Annotated in this window: 1 protein-coding gene; it reads right to left on the bottom strand. The window is 39.3% G+C overall.

The genetic code is table 11. The features are described from left to right. Window positions 1-151 precede the first annotated feature (151 nt). Window positions 152-1,354 (bottom strand): IS110 family transposase, encoded by a 1,203-nt coding sequence (locus O3658_RS10520; RefSeq protein ID WP_049548761.1) that lies wholly within the window; start codon window positions 1,352-1,354, stop codon window positions 152-154. Between the last annotated feature and the right edge of the window lie 219 nt (window positions 1,355-1,573).

Genomic DNA, 1,573 nt, shown 5'->3' with positions numbered 1-1,573 from the left:
ATTTGATGAAAAATAGTTTGATTTCCATAGTCAAACTAAGGAAATTGTCTTTTTCTGAACTAAAGTTTAGTGAAAAAAGTGTACACTAAACCAACACCTTATCTGGTGATTTTTTTTGATAAGGCGTTACAATAATATGGCATAAACAATTTTACCGATTTTGGGTAGAAGTATAATCGTAAAGTTTGTTATGCGTTATAAGGTAATACATTGTTCTAATGAGACGATGTATAGAGGCAATCGTGTGTGGTTTGGTTGAAGTCACTTGCGATTGTCTTTTCCGTTTCTCATAGAAGTCTGCGATATGACAAGGATTGGTGTGGCTAGCTGAAGCTATGTTATGAATGCACTTAAAGAGAATCTTTCTGGCATAGGGATTCCCACGTTTAGTGATATGTTCCTTGGCTAGAAAGTTTCCAGATTCATAGTGTCTGAGGTCAATTCCGATAAAAGCATTGATTTGATTGGCAGAGTGAAATCGACGAATGTCACCAAGTTCGCCAATAATACTTGTCGCTGTGGTTTCAGCTATTCCAGGAATAGAGAGAAGAATCTCATATTCTGGCAAAGATTGAGCCAATGCTACCATCTCCTCTAGAACACCTTGTCTGTGTTCAGAAAGCCTAAGTAACTCCCCTGCATAGTATTTGACCTCTTCTATCACTGGAGAGTTTTTTTTGACCGCACAATAAGACTGATTAGCTAGTTTTGTAAGCTTATCTACTAAGTAAGTCACACGTTTTTCAGAGATGCGTTTCGCCGTAGACTGACGGATGATAGCTGTTAATGTGGCGTCATCTAACTCCAGTACAAAACTATTACATGGAAAAGTCATGACCAAGTTCCAATATTGTTCCCCAGTTGGTGCCGACAATATGTTTTCCAATTCAGGAAAAGTGAACTGTAAAACCTTGTGCAGACGGTTTTTAGCGCAGACGATATCCTCAGTAAGATTCTGATAGAAACGGCTGAGATCGCGTAATTCTTGATAAAGCGCTTCTTGGACATAGCTTGGTTTACGATTGAGGATGAACTGAGAAGCAGCTAGTTTTTCAGCGTCAATCTTATCGGTTTTACGTACTCGTAAGCTATCTAGTTGTTTTTTGGATTCTAAGGGATTGAGCCGTGTATAAGCGTAACTATTATCCTCAAAGAAGGCCTGAAGACGACGAGAATAGACACCAGTCGCCTCGAAGACAATCTCTGGATCGTGAACAGTCTTCAAGTCCCCAAGTAGTCGATTAAATCCGATGGCATCATTGGGAATGGTATAGCCATGTACTTTTTCTCCATTGACCAAGATGGCCACTTCTGAACTTGCTTTACTCACGTCAATCCCAAAAACTACTCGCATGATATTACCTCTTTGTCTTGAATGATTCCTTGCTTTAGTGATGTCATTTTCAATACTCGACGTTTTTCGTCCCACATACTTTGATAACATTCTTCCTAAAACAGGTGTCTTGTCAGTTTTAGTTACGACGTCTAGCGCCAAAGGACTTATCGACTTAACAAGACACCACTACTTTAACATAACGAAAAAGTAGTGAGTACTTTCTCCCGTCGGAGATTT

It is taken from the genome of Streptococcus sp. 27098_8_69 (assembly GCF_041432445.1).
Lineage (GTDB): Bacteria > Bacillota > Bacilli > Lactobacillales > Streptococcaceae > Streptococcus.
Note: the sequence above shows the minus strand (reverse complement) of the source record. Positions and strands in the feature narration are given on the sequence as shown.

Bases quoted from the DNA above. Each gene is read 5' to 3' on its own strand.
- O3658_RS10520 (WP_049548761.1), bottom strand. From the start codon at position 1,354: ATGCGAGTAGTTTTTGGGATTGACGTGAGTAAAGCAAGTTCAGAAGTG.